This is a genomic window from Actinoplanes sp. NPDC023936, assembly GCF_040639325.1.
Taxonomy (GTDB): domain Bacteria; phylum Actinomycetota; class Actinomycetes; order Mycobacteriales; family Micromonosporaceae; genus Actinoplanes.
This window is the reverse complement of sequence record NZ_JBEZZR010000071.1, coordinates 1-19,211: the sequence shown is the minus strand read 5'-3', so window position 1 is coordinate 19,211 and position 19,211 is coordinate 1. Positions and strand designations below refer to the sequence as shown.

Annotated in this window: 17 protein-coding genes and 3 tRNA genes; 13 read left to right on the top strand and 7 right to left on the bottom strand. The window is 70.4% G+C overall.

All coding sequences use genetic code 11. The features are described from left to right. Positions 1 to 104: 104 nt before the first annotated feature. Positions 105 to 335, bottom strand: coding sequence for a hypothetical protein (locus tag AB0F72_RS41250; protein ID WP_360444455.1), 231 nt, complete (start codon positions 333 to 335; stop codon positions 105 to 107). Between the two features lie 553 nt (positions 336 to 888). Between AB0F72_RS41250 and AB0F72_RS41245 the strand changes: the two genes are divergently transcribed. The 4 genes from AB0F72_RS41245 (at position 889) to AB0F72_RS41230 (ending at position 4,195) form a co-directional block, all read left to right on the top strand. After that, positions 889 to 1,524, top strand: a complete 636-nt coding sequence (locus AB0F72_RS41245; RefSeq protein ID WP_360444452.1) for a hypothetical protein — start codon at positions 889 to 891, stop codon at positions 1,522 to 1,524. 110 nt (positions 1,525 to 1,634) lie between these two features. Further along, entirely contained in the window at positions 1,635 to 2,204 is a 570-nt protein-coding gene (locus AB0F72_RS41240) for a DUF3558 family protein (RefSeq protein ID WP_360444449.1), read from the top strand. Positions 2,205 to 2,208: 4 nt separating this feature from the next. Next, the gene (locus AB0F72_RS41235; RefSeq protein ID WP_360444446.1) at positions 2,209 to 2,733 is read left to right on the top strand and encodes an SUKH-4 family immunity protein; all 525 of its coding nucleotides are present in this window, start codon (positions 2,209 to 2,211) and stop codon (positions 2,731 to 2,733) included. Between the two features lie 142 nt (positions 2,734 to 2,875). After that, positions 2,876 to 4,195 (top strand): BTAD domain-containing putative transcriptional regulator, encoded by a 1,320-nt coding sequence (locus AB0F72_RS41230; RefSeq protein WP_360444443.1) that lies wholly within the window; start codon positions 2,876 to 2,878, stop codon positions 4,193 to 4,195. On the opposite strand, the gene AB0F72_RS41225 is transcribed toward AB0F72_RS41230, so the two are convergent. Beyond that, positions 4,196 to 5,527: an acetamidase/formamidase family protein gene (locus tag AB0F72_RS41225; RefSeq protein ID WP_360444441.1), complete on the bottom strand. Its 1,332-nt coding sequence runs from the start codon at positions 5,525 to 5,527 to the stop codon at positions 4,196 to 4,198. Positions 5,528 to 5,864: 337 nt separating this feature from the next. On the opposite strand from AB0F72_RS41225, the gene AB0F72_RS41220 reads away from it, so the two are divergent. From AB0F72_RS41220 to AB0F72_RS41210, 3 genes are all read left to right on the top strand, one after another. Beyond that, positions 5,865 to 5,947, top strand: a tRNA-Ser gene (locus tag AB0F72_RS41220). Between the two features lie 4 nt (positions 5,948 to 5,951). Next, positions 5,952 to 6,025 (top strand) — tRNA-Pro (locus AB0F72_RS41215). Positions 6,026 to 6,038: 13 nt separating this feature from the next. After that, a tRNA-Ser gene (locus AB0F72_RS41210) sits at positions 6,039 to 6,129 on the top strand. A gap of 397 nt (positions 6,130 to 6,526) precedes the next feature. Here AB0F72_RS41210 and AB0F72_RS41205 read toward each other — a convergent pair. Together AB0F72_RS41205 and AB0F72_RS41200 are read right to left on the bottom strand one after the other, a co-directional pair. Next, on the bottom strand, positions 6,527 to 7,048 hold the full coding sequence (locus AB0F72_RS41205) for a hypothetical protein (RefSeq protein WP_360444438.1): 522 nt from the start codon (positions 7,046 to 7,048) through the stop codon (positions 6,527 to 6,529). A 73-nt stretch (positions 7,049 to 7,121) separates the two neighbouring features. After that, complete coding sequence (locus tag AB0F72_RS41200) at positions 7,122 to 8,429, bottom strand: PHB depolymerase family esterase (protein ID WP_360444435.1); 1,308 nt, start codon at positions 8,427 to 8,429, stop codon at positions 7,122 to 7,124. A 470-nt stretch (positions 8,430 to 8,899) separates the two neighbouring features. Between AB0F72_RS41200 and AB0F72_RS41195 the strand changes: the two genes are divergently transcribed. Continuing rightward, the gene (locus tag AB0F72_RS41195; RefSeq protein WP_360444432.1) at positions 8,900 to 10,477 is read left to right on the top strand and encodes a beta-1,3-glucanase family protein; all 1,578 of its coding nucleotides are present in this window, start codon (positions 8,900 to 8,902) and stop codon (positions 10,475 to 10,477) included. 180 nt (positions 10,478 to 10,657) lie between these two features. Continuing rightward, the gene (locus AB0F72_RS41190) at positions 10,658 to 11,932 is read left to right on the top strand and encodes a serine hydrolase domain-containing protein (protein WP_360444429.1); all 1,275 of its coding nucleotides are present in this window, start codon (positions 10,658 to 10,660) and stop codon (positions 11,930 to 11,932) included. Between the two features lie 85 nt (positions 11,933 to 12,017). On the opposite strand, the gene AB0F72_RS41185 is transcribed toward AB0F72_RS41190, so the two are convergent. Further along, positions 12,018 to 13,610, bottom strand: a complete 1,593-nt coding sequence (locus tag AB0F72_RS41185; protein ID WP_360444426.1) for an alpha/beta hydrolase — start codon at positions 13,608 to 13,610, stop codon at positions 12,018 to 12,020. Positions 13,611 to 13,721: 111 nt separating this feature from the next. On the opposite strand from AB0F72_RS41185, the gene AB0F72_RS41180 reads away from it, so the two are divergent. Together AB0F72_RS41180 and AB0F72_RS41175 are read left to right on the top strand one after the other, a co-directional pair. After that, the gene (locus tag AB0F72_RS41180) at positions 13,722 to 14,972 is read left to right on the top strand and encodes a sensor histidine kinase (protein WP_360444423.1); all 1,251 of its coding nucleotides are present in this window, start codon (positions 13,722 to 13,724) and stop codon (positions 14,970 to 14,972) included. Beyond that, positions 14,969 to 15,637: a response regulator transcription factor gene (locus AB0F72_RS41175; RefSeq protein ID WP_360444420.1), complete on the top strand. Its 669-nt coding sequence runs from the start codon at positions 14,969 to 14,971 to the stop codon at positions 15,635 to 15,637. The genes AB0F72_RS41180 and AB0F72_RS41175 overlap by 4 nt, the downstream gene beginning before the upstream one ends. 51 nt (positions 15,638 to 15,688) lie before the next feature. Here the strand turns inward: AB0F72_RS41175 and AB0F72_RS41170 are convergent, their stop codons facing one another. After that, complete coding sequence (locus AB0F72_RS41170) at positions 15,689 to 16,477, bottom strand: hypothetical protein (RefSeq protein WP_360444418.1); 789 nt, start codon at positions 16,475 to 16,477, stop codon at positions 15,689 to 15,691. A gap of 266 nt (positions 16,478 to 16,743) precedes the next feature. On the opposite strand from AB0F72_RS41170, the gene AB0F72_RS41165 reads away from it, so the two are divergent. Further along, a complete protein-coding gene (locus tag AB0F72_RS41165; protein ID WP_360444415.1) occupies positions 16,744 to 17,163 on the top strand; it encodes a hypothetical protein in 420 nt (139 codons plus the stop codon). Positions 17,164 to 17,627: 464 nt separating this feature from the next. Here the strand turns inward: AB0F72_RS41165 and AB0F72_RS41160 are convergent, their stop codons facing one another. Then, positions 17,628 to 17,846 carry a hypothetical protein gene (locus AB0F72_RS41160; RefSeq protein WP_360444412.1) on the bottom strand — a complete coding sequence of 73 codons (219 nt, stop codon included), beginning with the start codon at positions 17,844 to 17,846 and terminating at the stop codon, positions 17,628 to 17,630. A gap of 264 nt (positions 17,847 to 18,110) precedes the next feature. Here AB0F72_RS41160 and AB0F72_RS41155 point away from each other — a divergent pair, with 264 nt between their 5' ends. Further along, positions 18,111 to 19,124, top strand: coding sequence for a DUF389 domain-containing protein (locus AB0F72_RS41155; protein WP_360444410.1), 1,014 nt, complete (start codon positions 18,111 to 18,113; stop codon positions 19,122 to 19,124). The last annotated feature ends 87 nt before the right edge of the window (positions 19,125 to 19,211 follow it).

Here is a 19,211-nt window from a genome sequence, read left to right as displayed (position 1 = left end):
CCCCAGTGGCTTGCTTGAGCCGTGTGCCGCGACGAGTTGCACGCACGGTTCTGAGGGGGCCCCGGCGCAGCAATGCGTCGGGGCTACCCGACTGCATCTGATCGTCAGCTCAGGGCCGGATCTCCAAGGTCGTGCCGGCGCGGCCAGCGCACCTCCTCGCCCGGCAGACCTGCGTAGCTGCCCGCGAGATCAGGGTTGCCCTCACGCCGGGCGAAGGGCAACTCAGCCTTGCGCACCAGTTCAGGCAAAGGCACGCCGTCGAGGTACGGAACAAGTGTCGCCAACACCCCGGCACCGAGCTGCTCCTCGACGGTGCGGAATTCGATGCGTTCCATAAGCTCGATCGGCGGGCGGCCAGCGCACACGCGTGAGCTCATCGCCCTCCGCGGAATCGATTTGTCGCCCGTTATGCCCGTTGTCTGCTCGCGGTTGCTGCCGGAACGAGGTCGAGGGCACACGATCCGGCCGCGGAACGCGGACAGGAGCACACCGAAGCCCACGCCAGCGTGGACGAGAGCACACCGAAGCCGTCCGTGTGCCAGCGTCCCGGCTATGGCGTAGGTGCAGGACCACGATGGCGTTGTGTGCGACCTCATCCACGTCGAGCCCTCGATCTTCGACGCTTCGCGGCCCCGAACGGCGTTGTTGATCAGCCAGCGGCGTTGTTGATCAGCCAGCGTCGGGAAATCGCTGTGACAGCCCCATGATCACAGCGATTTCCAGCCGCTGGGCGATCAACATCTCGGGAGCACGTCCGTGCGACGCCGGGTTGGGGCTGGAGGTTGAACGGCAAGCTGACCGCCGGAAGATGACGCTATGAGTTTCGTGAAGGCATGCACCGAGCGGCCGTGGGATCCGCGGCGGGCACTCGGCCTGTGCCGTGCCTTCATGAACGAGTGGAGGGGCGGGCTCCATCCCGGTGACGGCTGCTCGGCGGCGGAACTGGACGCTGCCGAGCAGGCGCTCGGGTTCACCATCCCGCCTCTGCTGCGCCAGTTCCACGGGCTGCTGGGGAATCGGGACGACGTCCTGCGCACGCAGGACCCGGTCCTCAGGCCCCGGCAGCTCCACCTCGACGGGCCGGACATCCTGGTGATCCGGGAGGAGAACCAGCGCGGCGTTCTCTGGGGCTTCGAGTACGGCGAGGCGCCCGACCCGCCGATGCGATGGAAGGACCTGCACCGGGGCTCGGCGGCCATCTGGCGTGACTACGGCCAGCCGCTGTCGGCGTTCCTGGTCGAGTCGGTGCTCGGCGAGTGCCTGGCCGGCGGCTCGCTCCCCACGATCTACGCCTACCTCGACGAGGCGGTGTGGCGTACCGTTCCGGATCATTTCGCGCCGCTGTCCCTGCCCCGCCATGTCTACTGGCCGATCCCGGACGGTCCCCGGCACGGCTGGTACGCGAACGACCAGCTCCTGGTCAGCGAGATGGGAAACAACTCGGTGTGGGCGATGGGCCGTACCGAAGAAGCTTGTGAATTGATGTCCGCCGCGGTGCCCGGCGACTGGCGGTGGCTGGACTGACCCGCGTCGGCCGCTTGTCCGGGTATATCCGGAAGATAGCCGCCCGTATATGTCTGCTCCCTAGCCTCGTCAGCGCTCGACTCACGAACGTTCGAGGAGGAACGATCCACGTGCCGAAACGCATCGGCTCCTACCTGGTGGCCGGCGCCACCGTGCTGCTGGCCGCGGGCTGCGGGGGAGAGGCGCCCGCGCCGACCTGGCAGGCGGCCCCGGCGGAGTCCTCCGCCGCGCCGAAGGCCCTGCCGCGGGTTTCCACGATCACCTCGGCCTGCGAGCTGCTCCCGGCGGCCCAGGTGATCGAGATGCTCGGCGGTTCCGGGAAGACGAAGCTGTCCGCAGAGGAACTGCCCGCCGAGAAGCAGGAGAACGGCAACGTGTGGCGGCACTGCGCGTACGGGCGGGACGGCAAGCAGGCGTTCGTTCTGTCGGTCGCCACCATGCCGGACCGGTCCGAGACCGTTCAGGAGACGATCGACGCGGTGGCGAAGGCCGGCGAGAAGCCGCAGCGGATCGAGGGCCTCGGCGCCGGCGCGGTCGGCTACCTCGAGGACACCACCCGGGCGGTGCTGGCCGTCGTGCCGTACCGCAAGGATCTGCGCGTCGTTCAGTTCACCGGCCCGGCCCTGGTCCCGCAGGACAAGATCGCCGACCCGGTCCGCCGGGTGCTGAGCATAATCTGACGGCATGAGCGACGACCCGTGGCGGGGCGCCGAGGTGGTCCGCGCCGACCCGGCGGCCACCGCAGCCCTGCCGCCCGGCGCCCTGCCGCCCGACGCCCTGCTACTGCTCACCCGCCACGGCGTCCCGGCGCAGGTCGAGGGCATGTTCTACCGGCTCGGCGATCCGCTGCTGGCCGAACGGACGATCGGCGGTGTCCGCTGGTACCAGCTGGGCACGGACGAGACCGGACACGCCGGCGTGTACCTGGCCCGCCACGGCGACGGTCAGGTCTGGCACACCGCGGACGACGGCGTCACGATGCTGTTCGTGAACTCGTCGGTCCCGCTGTTCCTGATGTTCCTGCGGCGCTGGCACGACTTCCTCGAGGACTTCCGGGACGCCGGCGACGACCGGCGGGCCGTGCGGCACGGCCGGAGGCTGCGGCGTGAGCTGAGATGCGCCGACCGGCCGGCGCTGCGCACCGACGCGGCATGGTGGGCGTACGTCTACGAGGAGGTGGCCGACGGCGTCCGGCTTCCCGGCGACTGACCGTGCAGCGATGCGGTGGCCGTTTTTGTTACTCGGACGCCGCCCCTGACCGGTTGATAATGCTCACTGTGCGATTCTCCGGATTCGCGTTGATCTCTCCCGCCCGGCTTCCTAACCTGGGGGCCGATTCAAGGGGGAGAACATGTCCATCGAGGTCCGTCTGCTCGGGCCGGTGGAGTTACGGGGAGAGGACGGCCCGGTCGATCCCGGGCCGGCCAAGCGGCGGGCCACGCTCGCCGTGCTGGCCCTGGAGGTCAACCGGCCGGTGACGCTGAACCGGCTCACCGATCTGCTCTGGGGCGACGAGCCACCCGCGTCCGCGGTCGCCAACATCCGCAATCACGTCGCGGGCCTGCGCCGCGCGCTCGGCGACCGGATTGTGTCGCGGCACGGCGCGTACCAGATGAACCTGGCCGCGCACGAGCTGGACGTGGCCGAATTCCACCGGCTCGCGGAGAGCGGGCGAGCCGCGCTCGCGCTCGGCGACGCGAACCGGGCCGAGCCCGCCCTGGACGCGGCGCTGCGGCTGTGGCGCGGCGCCGCCGGGCACGGGCTGCCGCGCGGCGCCGGGCTCGACGTGCTGCTCGCCGGTCTGGAAGCCGACCGGCTGCGTGTCCTCGAAGACCTCACCGAAGCCCGCCTGGACCTCGGTTACGCCGGTGAGCTGGTGCCGATGCTCCGCGACCACCTGGGCGTCCACCCGCTGCGCGAACGCGCGTGGGCGCAGCTCATGCTGGCGCTGTACCGGGCCGGCGACCTGGCCGCCGCGCTGTCCGCGTACCGGCAGGCCCAGGCCACCCTGCAGGCCCAGCTCGGCGTCGACCCCGGCAGCGAGCTCGCCGACCTGCACGTGGCGATGCTGGAACGCGCGCCCCGGCTCGACCCGTGGGCCCGGCAGCTGCTGCGCCGCAGCCGGCCCGCGGTCAGTGAGGTGCCCCGTGAGCTGCCGCCCGACCCGGTGTTCCTGACCGGGCACGCCGACGAGATCGCCGCGGTGCTGGCCGCCGCCCGGCCCGGCGCCGGGGAGCGGACGCCGGCCGCCGTGGTCGTGCACGGCCCGCCCGGCAGCGGCACGTCGGCGCTCGTCACCCGGGCCGGGCACCGGCTCGCCGACACGTTCCCGGACGGGCAGATCTTCGCGGTCGCCGGCCCCGGCGTGTCAGCGGCCGACCTGCTCGGCCGGGCGCTGCGGGCGCTCGGCGTGCCGGCCGGCGAGGTGCCGGAACAGGCCGACGAGCGGATCGGCCGGTACCGGTCGCTGCTGGCCGCCCGGCGGGTGCTGATCGTGGTCGACGGCGCCACCGCCGCCGACCAGGTGCGGCCGCTGATCCCGGCGGCGAGCGGGTCCGCGCTGCTGGTGACGAGCCGGGAGCCGCTGCTGGTCGGCGAGGGTGTGCGGCACGTGGCGTTACCGGCGCCCGACCGGCTCACCGGGGGACGGTGCTCCGGCCGTACCCAATGATCAGAAATGGTCTTTGGGGATGACGGCGTGCACTCCCGTCGTGCGGTCGACCACCTGCGACACCTCGAAGCTCGCTGCCGCGGAGAGGTAGGCGTAGGCGACCGCGCGGTGCATGCCGAGGTCGTGTTCGAGGAAGTCGAGGGCGTTCACGGCGGCCCGGCGCATCGCGATGTCCAGGTCGTTGCCCTGACCGCCCGGCGAGCCGTCCGGGTCGGACAGCCCGATCGGCACCCACGCCTCCGGAGTTTCCGCGAACGGGTAGCGGAATGCCACCGACGGCGCGCCCGGCCGGCCCTTCTTGACCACCGTGAGCCGGAACGTGGCGCGCAGCGAACCCTCCATAGCGGTCAGCGCCACCTCGCCGTTGCCCATCGCCAAATGCGGGTCGCCGACGTAGAAGAGCGCGCCCTCGGCGAAGACCGGCAGGTAGAACGTGGCGCCCCGGCCGAGCAGATTGATGTCGATGTTTCCGCCACCGAGCGTCGGCGGAATCGAGTTGAGGGCCGGATCGGTCAGTGACGGCGTATCCGCGAACGCGACACCCATCATGCCCATGAACGGGTTCAGCGGGAAGGCGACACTGCGGTCACCGCCGCGGGGCAGCACGCCGGCCAGCGCGCCTTTCCGTGATGTGCGGACCGGGGTGAAGACCGAGACGTTGCCGTACCTGCGGGGATCGCCGCTGCCCCGTCCGTCCGACGCCACCGGTGGCATGATCTCGGACTCGGTGATGCCGGTCGGGACCGCGCCACCGGCCAGCCGGGGCAGCGCGCCCTTGCCGTGCCGGCTGGAGATCACGCCGTAGGGCACGCGGGGGAGCGCCGACAGCACCTCGATCCGGAGCACGTCACCGGGTTCCGCGCCGATGACCTGAATCGGACCGGTGACGATGTGCGGGCCGTCCACGTCGAAGTTCCGCGCGGTCCTCTCGTAGTCCCGGGCGATCACGACGGCGTCGTTCAGCACGCTGTCGCGCCTGACGCCGTGCTGGGCGAACCAGGCCACCGGATCCCTGCCCTGATCCTCCAAGATCCCCTCGTGCGAGACCGTGTCGATCGTGACGGTCTCCCCGGACCGCATCCGCAGCACCGCATCACTGCTGGTCGACGGCACGTAACCCCAGCGCACCTCGTCCGGGCGGGATCGAAGGTAGTGCTTGCCGTGAATCGGGCCCTTACCCGGCTGCAGAATCGCCGGCGCAGCCGCCGACGCCGGGCTCGCCACCGTGCCCGCAGCCGTTCCACCGACCCCGACGGCGGCCATCACCTGCAGAAACGTCCGCCGCCCGAGCGCCGACACCAATGCGTCCCTGACCTTGAGCACCCCATCCATCCGACATTCTTAGGCGCGCGCCGTGTCCCGCCGATCGCCTCGCAGTGACGTTCGTGTAAAGACCGCCGGGCGGCGAGCCGCGTGCCTTCCGGTACGTTCCGGCCCGCGCTGAGTAAATGCGTTGTCCCGTCCACGGGGCCGGCTCTATCGTCGTCATCAGACCCGACCGAGGAGTTCACCATGGACCTGTGGCATGCCGCCTCCCGCCCGCAGCATTCGCTGCCGGGGTCGTCTGCCCGGATCAGTGGACCCCACATCGGGAGGCTCTGAGCTCACGCATCACAGCGCGAAGCCGCCTCCCGTACCGGGAAGGCGGTTTTTTGGTTTTGAGCACCATGGAAGCGTGGCCGAGTGGCCTAAGGCGCCGCCCTGCTAAGGCGGACCGGGAAACCGGCGGAGGTTCGAATCCTCCCGCTTCCGCGAACGGGTCGTGGCGCAGCTTGGCAGCGCACTCGCCTTGGGAGCGAGGGGCCGCCGGTTCGAATCCGGCCGACCCGACGTAGTGACACCTGGATGGGCCAGCCGAGGGCAGGCGACGGCCGCGGTCTCGAAAACCGTTGGGGGTAACACCCGTGTCGGTTCGATCCCGACCCCATCCGCCAGCCAGCTGCCGGCGCGGTTCCGATTCTGCTTCCTGCGTCAGCCCTCGATGCGGCTTTCTCTGCCGACCACAGGTGACAGGCTGGTGCGCGACGCCGCTGGTCCCGCGACGACGGCGTCAGCGGGGTCTCGAATTCGCCGGCCGGGACGTGCGTTGGCGCGTCAGCCGGCACACTGATCGACGCCCGTACCGTCCACCATCGCCGATGGAGGGCGGATGAGGTCGCACACAACGTGACCGTGTGCCCGCGTCTCTGCCAGGGCCGAGACGCTGTCGCACGCACGGCTACGGTGAACCCTCATCTACGCCGGCGGGAGCCTGGGTGTGCTCCGCTCCGCGTCCCGCACCCCGATCATGTGCCCTCAACCCCGGTCCGGCCCGACCCTATCAAGATCAACTTAAGCTGAATGACATTGACCCTGGTGCTGCGGAATCCGAGCCACGATCGTCGTGTCCTCGAAATAATTCCGCTCGAGGACGAGATGCTGATCCGGCCGATAAAGCCACAGCAATGGGTCCGTCGCCACGATCTCCGATATTCGAGCAGACGTCTCTGCCGCACTCAACGACACGCTCGGAAGCGCGAGGGTCGACCACATGATCACCACGTCACCGTCCTCGCGCAGGAAGTCTCCGATCGCCCGTTCGTCGTCCCGCTCGGCGCGCACCACGAGCGCGGGGGGAACCGAGGACCACACGATCGAGCCGTCGCCATTCTGCGGGAATCGCTGAAGACTTGCTCGATCGAGCTGCTGGTGTTCATGAAAGTCCAGCAGGCGCACCCCAGGGCGTCCCGCCCACATGAGGAGCCGCGAGTCATCGGCTGGGGCACGGACGACCTTGACCATCGATTTCGGCAACTGGTCAACGCTGCTGCCGTAACCGCCACGCGCAGTCGGGTCAGAGACGTCATCCGGCACATGACGAAGTTACTCCGGCTCCATCGATGACGAGTGGTGGAACCCCCTGATCGATGGAGCCGGGGCCTGCCCGTCAGCGAGCGGTGCAGGTCGCGCCGGCCGGGCCGGCGCCGGTGCCCTGGAAGCCGAACTGGGTGGTGCGGCCGGCCGCGACGGAGCCGTTGTAGTTCACGTTCGTGAAGCTCACCGCCCCGCTCGTGCCGCTACCTGTCGCGCTCCACGCGTTGGTGACGGCCGAGCCGGGCGGCAGGGTGGTGCCGACGGTCCAGCCGTTGATCGCCGACGCGCCGGCGGTGACCGTGACGGTGGCGACGTAGCCGCCGTTCCACGAGTTCAGCGAGATCGAGGCGGTGCAGCCACCCGGAACCGGCGACGGCGAGGACGGCGAGGGCGAGGACGGTGAGGACGGCGACGGCGAGACGGTGGTCCCGTCCAGACCGAAGAAGCTGATCGCCATCCTGGCCTGGCCGGACAGGGGGAGCGAGTGACCGACGCCGGCGATGCTGATGGCCTGGACCGGCGGCTGCGCCGAGGTGTCGCCGTACCAGGTGCGGGTCCAGCCGGACTGCGGCATGTCGGTCTTGACCGGTGTCTGGCTGACACCGAGCACGTTGGTCCACTGCTTGATCTCTTCGCCGAAGTTGTTGTAGTGCAGCGTGGTGTCCGTGGTGCCGTGCCACAGCTGCATGCGCGGGCGGGGGCCGGTGTAACCGGGGTAGGAGTTGCGCACCGCGTCACCCCACTGGGCGGCGGTCTTGCTGACCTGGCCGTTCGCGCAGGCGCTGTTCCATCCGGCCTGCTGGCCGGGGTCGGCGGGATTGCCCGCTGTCGCCTGGAAGCAGGTGTGCGGCACGCCCATGAACGCGGCGCCGCCGGCGAAGACGTCCGGGTAGTCGGCGAGCAGCACGTTGGTCATCATCGCGCCGGACGAGGCGCCGGTGACGAAGGTCCGTGCCGTATCGGTGTCGTACCTCTGCTGGACGTACTTGACCATCGAGGTGATGCCGACCGGGTCGCTGTTGCCGTTGTGGGTGAGAGCACCGGCCGAGGAGACGTCCCAGCAGTTCCCGGTACGCACTGTCGACGGGTAGATGACGATGAAGCCGTACTGGTCGGCCAGCGACTTGAACTCGGTGCCGGAGTAGAACGCCGGGCCGGAGCCGGTGCAGTAGTGCACGGCCACCAGCACCGCCGGCTTGGTGGGCAGCCGGTCGGGGACGTAGAGGTACATCCGGATGCCGGTGGGGTTGGTGCCGAACCCGGTGACCTCGGTCAACGCCGCCGCGGAGGCCGGTGACGCCGGGAGGAGCGTGGTGGTGGCCATCAGGCCGGCGAGGATCGCGGCGACCGAGGCCAGCACTGTGCGCCAGTGTCTTCTCATGGTCGGTTCCTTTCAGGGCCGGGCATGCCGTGCCGTCCCGCAGGACGGGGAATGGGGGCGGTGGCGAGCGACCGAGGAAACAAGCCTGATCCGGATCGACCGAAACATTACAAGCGGGTAGCGACAATTACAACAGTGAATATTCGCTCGTCATGGCACTCGGGACACGGATAGTGCGAGGGCTGCTGCATTGAGCTGGGGCAATGTAATGGTGTTCCGGCTGATCGGTTCTCGGAACTTCCGGGATGCAACTCCGAAAGTTAGAGCCGAGACTCGCCTCCCGTTGAAACATTGATGAATCACTGTTGACATCAGTTAACAACCCCAACAATGCTATGAGAGCGCTCTCACGGCATGTGTCCGGAGAGGGCGCCGGCGACATCCCCTTCGCCGCCATCCGCCACGCGGCCGCTTCCCCGAGGCCTGCCGGGTGTGCATGGACAGATCGAGGAGTTGGTTTGCGTACCCGAATGAGATGGCTGACCGCCGTTGCCGCCCTCCTGGCAGCGGCACCGGTCACCGCCGTGGCGATGCCCGCCTCGGCGGCATCGCCCGCCGTGCTCCCCATGACCGTCACCAACAACACCGGCCGCGGCGACGCCGTGTACCTGTACGTCATCGGCACCATGAACGGGCGCTGGGGTTACGTCAACAGCAGTGGCGCTTTCACCCCCTGGCCGGCCGGCGGCAACCCGCCGGTGCCCGCCCCGGACGTGTCGATGGCCGGGCCCGGCAACGGTGGCACCACGACGATCCGCATCCCGAAGGGTCTCTCCGGCCGGGTCTACATGGCGATGGGCGACAAGATCAAGTTCTTCATCACCCCGGACGGCTTCGTCCAGCCGGCGCCGTGGGCGCCCGGCGACCCGAACTTCAACACCCTCTTCGACACCAGCGAGTTCACCTTCAACGACGCGGGGCTGTGGCTGAACAGCTCGCAGGTCGACTTCTTCGGCATCCCGCACGCGGTCACCGTGACCAACGGCGCCGGGCAGACCAAACGCACCGGCGACGTCGTCGACGACGGCCGCAACAAGGTCATCAACGCCATCAAGGCCCAGCCGGGCTGGCAGGACTCGGTCATCACCCGCGCCGACGGCACGGTCCTGCGGGTGCTCGCCCCGGGCAAGGCCACCGACGCCGGGAAGTTCCCCGCGAACTACCTCGACGCCTACATCAACCAGGCGTGGAACGCGTACACCAGCAAGACGCTCACCGTCGTGCCGCGCCAGAACGAGCCGAACCGCAGGTTCTTCGGCCGGACCGTCGGCAACACCATGCGGTTCACCGACAGCACCGGCGCCGAGGTCGCGACCGTCGACAAGCCCAGCACCGCGAACGTCTGGGGCTGCGACGGCGTCTTCAACGCCCCGAACGTGGCGCCGTTCATCCAGAGCGAGGTGCGCCGGACCATCTGCACAGCATTGGTACGGGGAACGCTCGGCCCGTCCACTGTGGAACCGGTGTACGACGCGAACGCGTTCTACAAGAACAGCGCGCCGAACCACTACTCCCGGATCATCCACGCCAACATGGTCGACGGTAAGGCGTACGGCTTCGCCTACGACGACGTCGGCGGGTTCGAGTCGCTGGTCCACGACGGCGACCCGCAGCAGGCCGGCATCATCATGAGCCCGTTCGGCGCGGGTGGAAACCAACCGGCCACCGGCAACCGGATCCTCAGCAACTGGAACAACAAGTGCGTCGACGTGAACAACGCGAACTTCTCCGACGGGGTGCCGCTGCAGGTCTGGACCTGCAACAACACCGCCGCGCAGGCGTGGACGTTCAGCGGCGGCACGGTCAGCACGCAGAACAACAAGTGCATGGACGTCGCCTGGGGCTCGCGGGACAACGGCGCGGTGATCCAGATCGCCACGTGCAGCGGGAATGCGGCCCAGCAGTTCGTGCTCAGCGCGGCCGGCGACCTGGTCAACCCGCAGGCGAACAAGTGCGTCGACATCGCGGAGTGGAATCCGAACGACGGCGCCCGGCTGCACCTCTGGGACTGCGTCGGCGGCCAGAACCAGAAGTGGCGCCGGGGCTGACCCGACCGGCGGCGGGCCCGAGCGGAGAGCGCGGGCCCGCTGCCTTCCGCGATCGCGGACAACGGCGGACTTCCGACAGGTCAAGCGTCGTCGGCCGCTGACAGCTCGCCGGACCGATGAGTTCCCGTCGCCGCGCTGGTCTCCACAGTCATGAGCCGACGAGACGAACGGAGATCTGCGATGCGAAGGCGAACACTGCTGGCCGGCGCCGGTGCCGTGGCGACCGGTGCCGTGACGGGTGGACCGGCGGCGGCGTCCACCGGCGGGCCGTGGCGGCCGGGCCTCGCCGCGCTGCACGCGGCGATGGCGGCCCGGGCCGGGCGAGGAGAACTGGCCGGCATCGTGTACCTGGTCGCGCATCGCGGACGGGTGCACATCGACACGATCGGGACGCTGTCGCCGGGCGGGGCGAAGCCGATGCGCCGGGGTACGCCGTTCCGGCTGGCCTCGCTGACCAAGCCGGTGATCGCGGCGGCCGCGATGATGCTGGTGGAGGACGGCCGGCTGGGGCTGGACGAGCCGGTCGACCGGCTGCTGCCCGAGCTGGCCGGCCGCCGGGTGCTGACCCGCCTCGACGGTCCGCTCGACCAGACCGTCCCGGCGGCACGGCCGATCACGGTCGAGGACGTGCTGACCTTCCGGATGGGTCACGGGATCCTCTTCGAGCCGAGTTTCCAGCCGCCGTACCCGATCGTCACCGCGGCCGACGAGCTGCAGCTGGTGATCGCGCAGCCGGATCCGCGGACGCCGCTGAGCCCGGACGAGTGGATCCGCCGGTTCGGCACCCTGCCGCTGATGTACCAGCCCGGGCAGCGCTGGCAGTACAACACCGGCGCCCTGGTGCTCGGTGTGCTGGTCGAGCGCGCCGCCGGCCGGCCGCTGGAGGAGTTCCTGCGCCGCCGGCTGTTCGGGCCGCTCGGCATGCGGCACACCGGGTTCTCCCTGCCGCGCGCCGAGGCCGCGCGGCTGCCCGGCCTGTACGCGGCCAACCCGCAGACCGGACAGCTGGAGCTGCAGCCCGGGTCGACGCCCGAGGAGTGGAGCCGGCCGCCCGCGTTCCCGTCCGGCGCCGCCGGCCTGGCCTCGACCGTCGACGACTACTTCGCGTTCAGCCGGTTCCTGCTCAACCGCGGAGTCCACCGCGGCCGGCGCCTGCTGTCCGCCGAGTCGGTGCGGCGGCTGACGACGAACCATCTCACCGCGCAGCAGATCGCTGACGCGGGCGCGTTCCCGCTCTCCGGGCAGGGCTGGGGGTACGGCATGGCGGTCAGCGTCACCCCGGACGAGATCTCCCGGCCCGGCCGGTACGGCTGGGACGGCGGGTACGGCACGACCTGGTTCAACGACCCGGACCGGGAGCTGACCGCGATCGCGCTGACCCAGACCGTCGACTTCCTGTTCAACGGCGCCCGCGAGGAGTTCCAGCGGCTGGCGGCCGCCACGGTCACCGGTTGACCGAGCCGATCGGCGAGTCGCGACGGTTGACGAGTGCCGGTGCGAGGAGCCGGCCACCGCGACCAGCTCCTCGCGGGTGGCCGGCTCAGGGAATGCGGAAGCCACCCGGCGTGCCGGCCGCCGCCGTCGTCCGGGCGGCGTCCGCGGGCACCGGCACCCCGGCGCAACCACCGTCGATCCGGCCCGTGCCGAAATACCCGACCACGTCGGCGGCGCAATCCGGCTCCTGCAGCACCGACCCGTGCACGTCGTCATCGACGGTGTACACCCGGCCGCCGACGATCGCCTTCGTCTGCCAGGTCCATTCGTACGGCGACGGCGTCTCCCAGCGATGCCCGGACAGCACCAGCGACCCGCCACCACGCTCCAGGTCCACGGTCTGCACCGGCAGCGGCCATCCCGCGCACCCGGCGGAGAAGCCGAGCGCCCGGCCGGTGAGCGGATTGTCCGCGAGACGCCGCTGGTAGGCGGCCCAGGCCGCGTCGAAGCCGAGCCGGCTGGGGTCCTCGTTGCAGAACGCGGCCCGGTTCATCGTGCGGTTCCCTCGCTCCGGCAGGTCCGCCGGCGGTTCCGGTTGCGAGGACGGCGGCTCCCCGATGACCTCCTTGACGGTGGGCGGCGCGGCCGGGCCGGTCGCCTCGCGCAGTTCCTGGAGAACCTGTCCGGCGAGTGGCCACACCGGCGCGTCCTGGATCGTGGCGACGGCGACGAACGAGCCGTCGAGGGTGATCGGCAGGTCGGGGAACGCGCGCGGGTTCGCGTCGTAGTCGGCGCGCAGGGCGACGATCGTGGCGCTCACCTGCTGTGCGGTGGAGCCGAGGCGGTAGCGGTCGTCGCGTTCGGCCAGCCAGGCCGTCATCCGCCGGGCGTTGCGTTCGGCAGCGGCGGCACGGCCGTCCTCGAAGGCGACCACACTGAAGTCCGGGATCGCCACGCTGTCCAGGAACATCCGGCTCACTGATGTGGGGAAGAGGCTGCGGTAGACCACGCCGAGCCAGGTGCCCCAGGAGACGCCGAGGAAGCCGAGCTTCCGCTCGCCCAGGCCGGCCCGGATCAGGTCGAGGTCACGGGCCACGTCGGCGGTGGTGAGCCGGGCCAGGAACGCGGGGTCGGACCGCCCGCAAGCGGCGTTGGCCCGGACCTCTGCCGCGTACCGCGCGCGGGCCTGCGACTTCGTCAGCGGGCCGATCGGGTCCGAGCCGTCGCCCGCGTCCGGGTCGGGGCAGTCGGTCGTGGTGCTGTAGCCGACGCCGCGCGGGTCGAAGCCGATCAGGTCGTAGCGGTCGTTCAGCCCGTCGGCCGCGCCCTGCGTCAGCAACTGGACGGGCATGAGGTAGCCGCTGCCGCCGGGGCCGCCGGGGTTCAGCGCGATGCTGCCCAGCCGATGCGCCTGATCGGCGGCGCGCAGCCGGGTGAGCGCGACGGTGATCTTCCGCCCGCGCGGTTTCGTGTGGTCGAGCGGGACGCTGATCGTGCCGCATTCGAGGCGGCCGAGCAGCTGTTCGAAACGGTCCCGCAGGTCCGGCGGGACCATCATGTCGAGGGCCTCGTCGGAATAGGCGGGGCACGGCTGCCAGCTGATCGTCGACCGCGGACGGGCCGCTGCCGCCGCCGGGGGCGTGGCGGCGACCAGCGCCGCCATCACCCCTGCCATGGTCAGAGCTATCGATCGATTCATGCCGGTCATCGTGTGGCAGGCGCAGCGATACCGGCGTCCGCCTGCGGAGGTATCCGGGAATACCTCTCGCGACGGATTCGGTGGGCGGGGTGGCGGCCGTAGGGTCGCCCTGTGCATCGGCCCACCATTGCGGACACCGCCCTCGCTGTCATCCTGCTGCTCGCCTGCGTCGCGGTGAACAGCAGCGACGAGACCGCGAGCGAGCCCGGCGCGCTGTGGTGGGCCGCGGCCGTCCTGGCGACCGCCGCCGTCGCGCTGCGCCGCCGATGGCCGGCGGTGATGCTCGCGGTCTGCTGCGCCGCCGCCGTGCTCCATCTGGCCGGCGGCATGCCACTCACGATCATCAACCTGAGCGTGCCGATCCTGCTCTACACCGTCGCCGTCCGGCACGGCTGGGCGAAATCCCTGGCGGTGCTGGCGGCGTTGCTCGTGCTGGCCGTCGGGTCGAGCACGTTCGCCGTTCGCGACGCCTATCCGGCGCCGGACGGGCGCGAGGCCTATCCGGCGCCGGAGGGCCAGCGGCCGCCGTTCCCCCGACCCGAGCCCGTGCCCCGGCCGTTGCCGGACGGCCCCGTGGAGCAGAGCTGGACGATCGCGTGGAACGACCTGCCCGGCCTGATCCTGATCCTCGTCGCCGCCTGGGCGATCGGATCGGGCACGCGCAGCCGCCGCGCCTACCTCGCCGAGCTGCGCGCCCGGGCGGTCGACCGGGAACGGGAGCGCGGCCAGCAGGCGGTCCTCGCGGTCGCCGCCGAACGCGGCCGGATCAGCCGGGAACTGCACGACGTCGTCGCCCATGGTCTGTCCGTCATGGTGATCCAGGCCCAGGGCGGGGCCGCCGCCCTGGACAACCGGCCGGCCGACACCCGCGCGGCCCTGGAGGCGATCATCAAGACCGGCCGTGACTCGCTCGCCGACATGCGCCGCGTGCTGGCCACCGTGGGTGAGGTCGACGACGCCTGGCACCCGCAGCCCGGTCTGGCGATGCTGCCCGCGCTGGTCGACCAGGTCCGCGAGACGGGCACACCGGTGCGGCTGCGGATCGACGGCACGACGGTCACTGTTCCGTCAGCGGTGGACCTGTCGGCGTACCGGATCGTGCAGGAGGCGTTGACGAACACGATGAAGCACGCCGGCGCGGGAGCCAGCGCCGATGTCGTCGTCGCTCACGCGACCGGGTCGGTGGAGATCACCGTCAGCGACGACGGTTCCGTGCCCGCCCACCACGACGGCATGGGTACGGGGCTGCGCGGCATGCGGGAACGCGTGAGACTCCTGGGTGGCCGGTTCGACGCCGGCCCCGGCCCGCAGGGCGGTTTCGTGGTGCGGGCCGTGCTGCCCGTCGAGGAGCGACCGACGTGATAAGTGTCCTGCTGGCCGACGACCAGGCCCTGGTCCGTACCGGCTTCCGGATGATCCTGGAGAACGCGCCGGACATGCGCGTCGTCGGCGAGGCGGCCGACGGCGCCGAGGCAGCGCAGGCGGTCCTCGCCGGGCGACCCGACATCGTCCTGATGGACGTCCGCATGCCCGGCGTCGACGGCGTCGAGGCCACCCGGCGCATCTGCGCGGAGGACACCGCGGGCCGGACCCGGGTGCTGATCCTGACCACGTTCGACCTCGACGAATACGTGTACGCGGCGCTGCGGGCCGGCGCGAGCGGCTTCCTGCTCAAGGACACCCTCGCCCCCGACCTGCTGTCCGCGATCCGGGTGGTGGCGCGCGGTGAGTCGGTGGTGGCCCCGAGCGTCACCCGCCGGCTCCTGGACCGCTATGTCACAGCGGGCGAGGGCCCGGCCGTGGCGCCGACGGCTCTGGAGTCGCTGACCGAGCGGGAGCGTGAGGTGCTCGGTCTCATCGCCCGCGGCCTGTCCAACGCCGAGATCGCCGGACGCCTCTTCCTCTCCGAGGGCACCATCAAGACCCACGTCAGCCGGGTGCTGACCAAACTCGCTCTCCGCGACCGGGTCCAGGCCGTCGTCTTCGCGTACGAGTGCGGCCTGGTCCGCGCCGGATCCGGTTCCTGACCGCCTGCCGTCGCGCTGACCCTGCGGCCGCGAGCGTTGTTCGGCTGACCGTCAGGCCTTGGCGGTGCGGGCGGATCTCATCACCGTGAGCAGGTCGGTCACCTGGTCGGGCGCGGGCTTCTCGATCGGCGGATAGGTGGCGCCGATCCCGGTCAGCTCCACGGTGTCGCCCGCCCAGGTGTCCCACCGCGTCGGATAGGGCTCACCGGAGGTGGCCACGCGCGCGCTCATGCCGCCGATCTCCGCAGATCCCATCGTCAGGACCGGCACACCGTCGATCTCGGACGGTGCGCCCTTGGCGACAGTCCCGGCCGGGACGTCGAAATCCGCAACGAGACGGTCCCTGGTGAAGATGGCACCGAAGGTCTTCGACGAAGGGGGTGTCCGGATCCATTTGTCGCCGGCGGCCGTGATGGCCGCCTCCGGATCGTAGTCCTCGGCGAAGATCCGCCAGTAGTCCTCGCTGGGCTTGATGTACTGCACTCCGTCGGCCAGGAGGATCTCCATGGTCGCCTTCTCCAGGCCAGCCTCGGAACTCAGCCGCATCATGCCGGTGAGATCGTCGCCTACCGCGGTGAACTCGGCGAACGGCCGAGCCTCGCCGTGCATCTGGAAGCCCCAGAAGCGGAACGACGGCGCGTCGGCGAGCGCCTGCTGAGCCCGGTCCAGGATCTGTTCCGCGGTGAGCGCCTCGATGCCGTTGGGGGCGGGCGCCGCGGACGCCGACGTCGCCGGTGTGGCCGGGCCGGCCGGCTCGGTCGTCTGGCAGCCCGTGAGCAGAAGACTGGCGGCGGCGAAGCCGGCGACGCTCGCCCGGAATCCGGTCACTGTATCCCCCATGATCGAGTTGAAGCGGGCGCACTTTAGCAGTCGTCGATGAACCGATGGTCGATGTATGTCGTCGGCACGAGAGCCACGCCTCGACACGGCCGTTGCGGTCGAGCCGCGCTCATGCCGGGCGCCGGCGCCGGGAAGGTGGCGGGCGTCTCAGGGCGGCCGGCTAGGTTCCGCCGCGCCGTGCCGCTTAGATCGGGATCCGGAGCCGCCGCGAGCTGAGCGGCCTGCTGAAGGGGTGACGCGCCATCAACGAGCAGGATTTCCGGTACGTGGCGGAGACCGTTCCCTGGTTCTCCGTCAATTTCGGGTACGAGATGGGTGGCCCGCCCCCGGACGCCGTGGAGGAAACGATCGACGCGGTCTCCGAGATCCTCAACACCGACCCCGGGTGGCGTGCGTGGTGGCGGACGAGCGGGTCGGCGGATCTGGTTTCCCTGCTGCGCTACGTCCCGGCCGGCGACGCGGCAGGGGAGGTGTGGGTCGGTGACGCCACCGTCCAGGTGGAACTGGCGCGGGACGGCACGAACATCAAGCGGCTGACGACCGCAGCGCTTCATGAGGAGGCTCGGAGCGCTATCGGGCAGATCATCGCAGTGGCCCAGCAGAATCTGAGACTGCGGCCCCATCCCGCCTTGCCCACCATCACGGAGATCGAGGAAGAAATCCGTAACATCCACGACGACGATTAGCCTCGGGAGAATCGCACGCCGGACGGTGCCATCGCTTGGGGAGAACCTCACGAGTGGGACTCACCGCCCGGCGCTCGCACAGCGTAGAGGCTCAGCGCAGCGCAGGTGGGCCGCCGAGCCGACGTCCGGGGTATGTATGGCTAGCCATACCCCGGTTGTTCCGGCTGGCGGCAGTGACTCGCGTAGGCATCGATGATTATCTCCAAGGGTGTCTCTTCATACCCGAGGAATTGTCGTATTCCTTGCCATAGCGTTCGGCGGAACGTGGCCATATCTGTTTTTCGCCCGGTTGGTGATGGACTGGTCACTCGTCAATCCACTGGTCCAATTACCGGTGGCGCTCATGCCGGCGATCGGCGCCTTGGCATTGGTGTGCCTGCCCCTGCTGCGGTCGGCAGTCTTCACGCCCGCGGCGAGCCTCTACCGTTCCCCGCCTGCGCACGCCGCCCCTCGGACACGCTGACCTATTCCTTGCCGATGCGGGTTCTGCGTCGGATCACCAGAAGGGCGATTGTTGTTGCGAAGAGGGCACCGGAGCCGCCGAGCATGATGAAGTGGAGCAACGGGCCGCCGAAGTTGTCGTACGGATCGTCGAGCACGCGCGAGATGAAGACGCCCATCGAGGACAGGGCCATCGGCCACAGCGCCGTTCCGTTGTGCCACCAGGGGCGCTCGTCCGGCACGCATCCTCCCTCGGCGATGTCAGCCGTCCATTCGCTCCCGCCGATTGTGCTACGTCATCGCGGTAGCCGCAGGCGGCGCACACATGCCGCACAACGTGCGTCACGGCGGGTGACGGTCGCCCGCCAGATTCTGTGGGCAGGCCCAGGACCGGGCGCTGAGCTACCTCAGGCCGGACTGCTCGCGGCAGGGATCAGCGCTGCGGCGATCCGGATTCATCCGGCAGGGGTGAGGGTGATCGGGCCGGGGTGAATGACGGTGTACCGATGGCACGCCTTCTGTCCCGGGACTTGCCCGGCCTGCGGGTTCCCGCCGGTGACGTGGACCGGATCCTCGGCCGGCTGTTTCTCACCCACGGCGACCAGCGGCGGAACCAGACGAACTTCTGGGTTCTGCTCACGCTCGCCGGTGTGATCGCGGCGGCGGGCGTGGTCGCCGACTCCACGGCGACGGTGATCGGGGCGATGATCGTCGCGCCGCTGATGACGCCGATTCTGGGTACGGCGCTGGCGATCGTGCTGGCCGATCGGCGTCAGCTGCTCTACCACCTCGGGGTGGTCCTCGCCGGCGCCGCCGCCGTCGTCGTGATCGGATATCTGCTCGGGCTCCTCGTGCCCACGGAGGTGGTCGCCGCGACGAACTCGCAGGTCGCGTCGCGGGTCAGCCCGAAACTCATCGACCTGCTCACGGCTCTGGCGACCGGCCTGGTCGGCGGGTTCGCGCTGATCCGCTCCGACGTCTCGGACACGCTGCCGGGCGTCGCGATCGCCATCTCGCTCGTGCCGCCGCTGGCCGTCGTCGGGCTCACCGCGGAGTCCGGCGCCTACGGTCAGTCGGCCGGCGCGCTGCTGCTGTTCGGCACGAACATGGCGGCGATCATCGCCACCGGCACCGCGATCATGCTCGGCGGCCGGGTGCGGGACGCGGCCGGGGAGGCCGGTGTCGCGGTCGGGACGCTCGGTGCGAAATCCCTGGTGACCGTCGGGCTGGCGGTGCTGCTGGTCGCGGCGCCGCTCGGGTACGGCAGCTGGCACGTCCTGCAGCAGCAGATCATCATCGCGAAGGCGCATCCGGTCGTCGAGCGATGGGCCGCGGAACAGGGGTGGCAGCTCACCGACCTCCAGGTGCAGACCGGCACCCTGCACGTGGTCGCCGTGGGCCGGCCGCCGCAAGCCGACGAGACGGTCCTGCGCGCGGACCTTGACGCGGCCGGGCTCGGCGACGTGAACGCCGTGGTCACGCTCGTGGCCGGCGGCTCCCGCGACCTGCCCGCCGGCTAGACGTGGACTTCGCACATGGTTGTGGACTGCCGTTATAGCCATCGTGGTCGGGTGGGATCGATGTTGAGTAGGGCGAGGAGTTGGGCT

Bases quoted from the DNA above. Each gene is read 5' to 3' on its own strand.
- AB0F72_RS41245 (WP_360444452.1), top strand. From the start codon at position 889: ATGAACGAGTGGAGGGGCGGGCTCCATCCCGGTGACGGCTGCTCGGCG.
- AB0F72_RS41185 (WP_360444426.1), bottom strand. From the start codon at position 13,610: ATGAATCGATCGATAGCTCTGACCATGGCAGGGGTGATGGCGGCGCTG.
- AB0F72_RS41250 (WP_360444455.1), bottom strand. From the start codon at position 335: ATGGAACGCATCGAATTCCGCACCGTCGAGGAGCAGCTCGGTGCCGGG.
- AB0F72_RS41235 (WP_360444446.1), top strand. From the start codon at position 2,209: ATGAGCGACGACCCGTGGCGGGGCGCCGAGGTGGTCCGCGCCGACCCG.
- AB0F72_RS41170 (WP_360444418.1), bottom strand. From the start codon at position 16,477: ATGGGGGATACAGTGACCGGATTCCGGGCGAGCGTCGCCGGCTTCGCC.
- AB0F72_RS41230 (WP_360444443.1), top strand. From the start codon at position 2,876: ATGTCCATCGAGGTCCGTCTGCTCGGGCCGGTGGAGTTACGGGGAGAG.
- AB0F72_RS41155 (WP_360444410.1), top strand. From the start codon at position 18,111: ATGGCACGCCTTCTGTCCCGGGACTTGCCCGGCCTGCGGGTTCCCGCC.
- AB0F72_RS41195 (WP_360444432.1), top strand. From the start codon at position 8,900: ATGAGATGGCTGACCGCCGTTGCCGCCCTCCTGGCAGCGGCACCGGTC.
- AB0F72_RS41200 (WP_360444435.1), bottom strand. From the start codon at position 8,429: ATGAGAAGACACTGGCGCACAGTGCTGGCCTCGGTCGCCGCGATCCTC.
- AB0F72_RS41225 (WP_360444441.1), bottom strand. From the start codon at position 5,527: ATGGATGGGGTGCTCAAGGTCAGGGACGCATTGGTGTCGGCGCTCGGG.
- AB0F72_RS41190 (WP_360444429.1), top strand. From the start codon at position 10,658: ATGCGAAGGCGAACACTGCTGGCCGGCGCCGGTGCCGTGGCGACCGGT.